Origin of the sequence: Nodosilinea sp. LEGE 07298 (genome assembly GCF_015207265.1) — a bacterium.
Taxonomy (GTDB): Bacteria; Cyanobacteriota; Cyanobacteriia; order Phormidesmidales; family Phormidesmidaceae; genus Nodosilinea.
Map to the genome: position 1 here is coordinate 1 of NZ_JADEXE010000494.1, position 2820 is coordinate 2820.

Genomic DNA, 2820 nt, shown 5'->3' on the forward strand with positions numbered 1-2820 from the left:
CCCCACCGCCTACAAACTCATGCCCGGCGAAAATACCCTGCCCATAGCCCGCCCCAGCGCCAGCGTGACCAAGCGGGCCACCTACATGACTAAGCACCTGTGGGTGACACCCTACGCCCCCGACGAAAAATTCTCGGCGGGCGACTACCCCAACCAGTCGCCTGGGGGTGAAGGCTTACCGAAGTGGACAGCGGCAAATCGCCCCGTAGACAATACCGACCTAGTGGTTTGGTATACCTTTGCCCACAGCCACGTGCCCAGGGCGGAAGATTGGCCGGTCATGCCCACGGCCTACATTGGCTTTATGCTCAAGCCGCTGAATTTCTTCGACGAAAACCCGGCTAACGACGTGCCCCCCGCTGCCAGCAAACACAGCTGCTGCAACTAATGCCAGAGAGGTGCCTCCAGTCGCCATGACGTATTATGGGAATACTGGAGGCACTGACGTTTGGGGTGCTGACGCCAATGACTACGACACCAAATCAAGAACCTAATGTTCAGGGCTTGTCAGCCCAGATGCAAAGCTTGTCTGACAAAATTGACAAGCTCTCTACGGATATGGAACGCTCTAACGACAAATTTGATGCCTACCAAAAGGGCACCCAGTGGGTAGTACAGCTGGCGTTTACGCTGATCGCCAGCGCAACCCTCACGATCATTCTCTCAACGGTGTTTAAATAGTACTTGTGATGCGTCGGCGATCGCACCATCAAACCCGTCATGACCGCTATTGCAAACGTCCACTGGGTTAGGACAGGTTCGGCGTCGGGCAAAACGCTGCAATGCTCCGACCAGAGGATTCCGCTTATTAAAATGTCTTAACTAAATCGACTGCTGCAATAGAATTTTGCCGTCGCTTTTAAGATAACTGCCTCGAAGTTGGGCAACCTGAAAAAATAGCCGAGTTGCCCTTCAAACGTAAAAGAGACTCGGTCAGGGGAGCCTCAATATGCAGCAGACACCGATCGCATGTAGACCGCTTGCCGATTGGCTAGGGCAAAGCGTTCGCTTTCAGGGATACTTAAGTCACTGGGAAACAGCTGACAGAACTGGAGATACAGCCTTTCTGCTGCGCCACGTCAAGGTGGTTCCTTACAAAGGGTGTAAAGAGCAAATTAGAACCCTAGACCATATTTGGCTTTATATGGCCAAGGATGTCGAGGTCGATACCAAGTTTGAACGGTTTGGGGGATATGCGGCGGTTGGGCGAGTGGTTAGCTATATTCGGAGCAATGGCACGAAAGACTTTGCGATTGATATTGAGTCCTATATTCCAATGAAGTGGCGCATTGAGCTGCTTAAGTCGTGTAAAAATTCCAGCATCGAGGATGTCAAGATCAAGACCATACTGCTCGAAAAAACTTTGACTTCACTAGAGCTTGAAGAGCTAGATTTTAATATTGAACAATCCTACGAAGAGATTTATCAGCATTTTCAAGAAGAATATAAATTTTATCGCAGGCAGGTTGAGATCAACGAACGGTATGAGGCCAATAAACAGCATCGCTCCAGGCCCAATCCTGATATTCTCAAATTTGCTTCAGTGTCTTCGAAGTCAACCAAAGTAGCCTGTAAAGGCTTCGCTGCCTCATAACTCATCTGATAAATGGGATGAAATAGGGTATGAAGATCGCCAGTATTTAGTCCCAATGGTGTTGTCGAGCTTCGTAGACTATCTCTTGAGCTTCTTCGAGGGAAATATCATAGCGATCGCTCAACAGTTGGGGAATGCGATCGCAGTCACGATTGGGGTTCACATCTGGTCGACTGGCATAGGCAGGCAGTGCAGCATTACATAAAAACGGCGAATGTTTTGCCTCTAATTGAAGCGGTTCAAGGTTTTGAACGTCTCGTGAATTGATAAAAAATAGCAAGGCACCGCTGAGGTTGGCATCGCTAAAGTTGGCATCGACAAGCAGGGCACAGTTGAGGTCGGCCCCGCTGAGGTTAGCCTGTCTGAGGTCGGCACCGCTAAGGTTGGCATATCTGAGGTCAGCACCGCTGAGGTTGGCATATCTAAGCTCGGCACAGTTGAGGTTGGCACCGCTGAGGTTGGTGCTGCTGAGGTCGGCACCGCTGAGGTTGGTGCTGCTGAGGTCGGCACCGCTGAGATTGGCACCACTGAGGTTGGCACCGCTGAGGTTGGCACCGCTGAGGTCGGTACTAATGAGGTTGGCACCACAAAGGTTGGCATCGATGAGGTCGGCACCGCTGAGGTCGGCACCGCTAAACTCAGCACAATTGAGGTCGGCACCGATGAGGTTGGCATGGCTGAGGTTGGCTGTCTCGGTATTTCTGTTGGCAGTGGGAGATTTGCGAAACAGAAAGACTCCACCGACAACCGTTGCGATCGCGCCAATACCGCCAATCAGGGTTTCACGCTGTTGGTCAGCAAGGGCTATTCTTTCGCTGGGGGATAGGCGATCGTAATCGGGCTGAAGACTGCGATCGGGGAGTAGCGACCCCCCCACCATCCAGAAAAAAACTGGAGTGGCGATCGCGCCCATCACCCACCATTTATTGATCCTGTTCTTTGACTGCCACTGCTTGAATCGCTCCCGCATGCTTGAGACTCCCTCGCTGCTGAGTCCATTATCGCTACCCTGACTCTGGGAACGGCCTAATCTTTATGGGCTCAATAGGTGTTTCAGGGAGGTGACCTGCAAGCAGATGATGTATTCGCTAGGCTGAACACTAAAGTGCACCTGCTCTGCGATCTCATGCTAACCCTGACACACCTTTTGGAAGAGGCCAAGTGCTACGACAGCGTTCGGACGTTGCGCTGGCCCGACGGCGTTATCCGGTGTCCGAAGTGCGGCT

The 2820-nt window shown here is 51.9% G+C and carries 4 protein-coding genes and 1 pseudogene; 4 read left to right on the top strand and 1 reads right to left on the bottom strand.

Annotation, left to right across the window (positions count from 1 at the left end; genetic code table 11):
• The 3 genes and pseudogenes from IQ273_RS32220 to IQ273_RS32230 all read left to right on the top strand — a co-directional run.
• Positions 1 to 388, top strand: a pseudogene (locus IQ273_RS32220) (tyramine oxidase); the annotation flags it as partial.
• A 128-nt stretch (positions 389 to 516) separates the two neighbouring features.
• Positions 517 to 681, top strand: coding sequence for a hypothetical protein (locus tag IQ273_RS32225; protein ID WP_228054312.1), 165 nt, complete (start codon positions 517 to 519; stop codon positions 679 to 681).
• Between the two features lie 268 nt (positions 682 to 949).
• Positions 950 to 1594: a hypothetical protein gene (locus tag IQ273_RS32230; RefSeq protein ID WP_194027159.1), complete on the top strand. Its 645-nt coding sequence runs from the start codon at positions 950 to 952 to the stop codon at positions 1592 to 1594.
• A gap of 46 nt (positions 1595 to 1640) precedes the next feature.
• On the opposite strand, the gene IQ273_RS32235 is transcribed toward IQ273_RS32230, so the two are convergent.
• Complete coding sequence (locus tag IQ273_RS32235) at positions 1641 to 2564, bottom strand: pentapeptide repeat-containing protein (RefSeq protein WP_194027160.1); 924 nt, start codon at positions 2562 to 2564, stop codon at positions 1641 to 1643.
• Between the two features lie 156 nt (positions 2565 to 2720).
• On the opposite strand from IQ273_RS32235, the gene IQ273_RS36235 reads away from it, so the two are divergent.
• The coding region (locus IQ273_RS36235; RefSeq protein WP_194021068.1) for a transposase at positions 2721 to 2820 on the top strand (100 nt) is incomplete at its 3' end.

Bases quoted from the DNA above. Each gene is read 5' to 3' on its own strand.
- IQ273_RS32225 (WP_228054312.1), top strand. From the start codon at position 517: ATGCAAAGCTTGTCTGACAAAATTGACAAGCTCTCTACGGATATGGAA.
- IQ273_RS32230 (WP_194027159.1), top strand. From the start codon at position 950: ATGCAGCAGACACCGATCGCATGTAGACCGCTTGCCGATTGGCTAGGG.
- IQ273_RS32235 (WP_194027160.1), bottom strand. From the start codon at position 2,564: ATGCGGGAGCGATTCAAGCAGTGGCAGTCAAAGAACAGGATCAATAAA.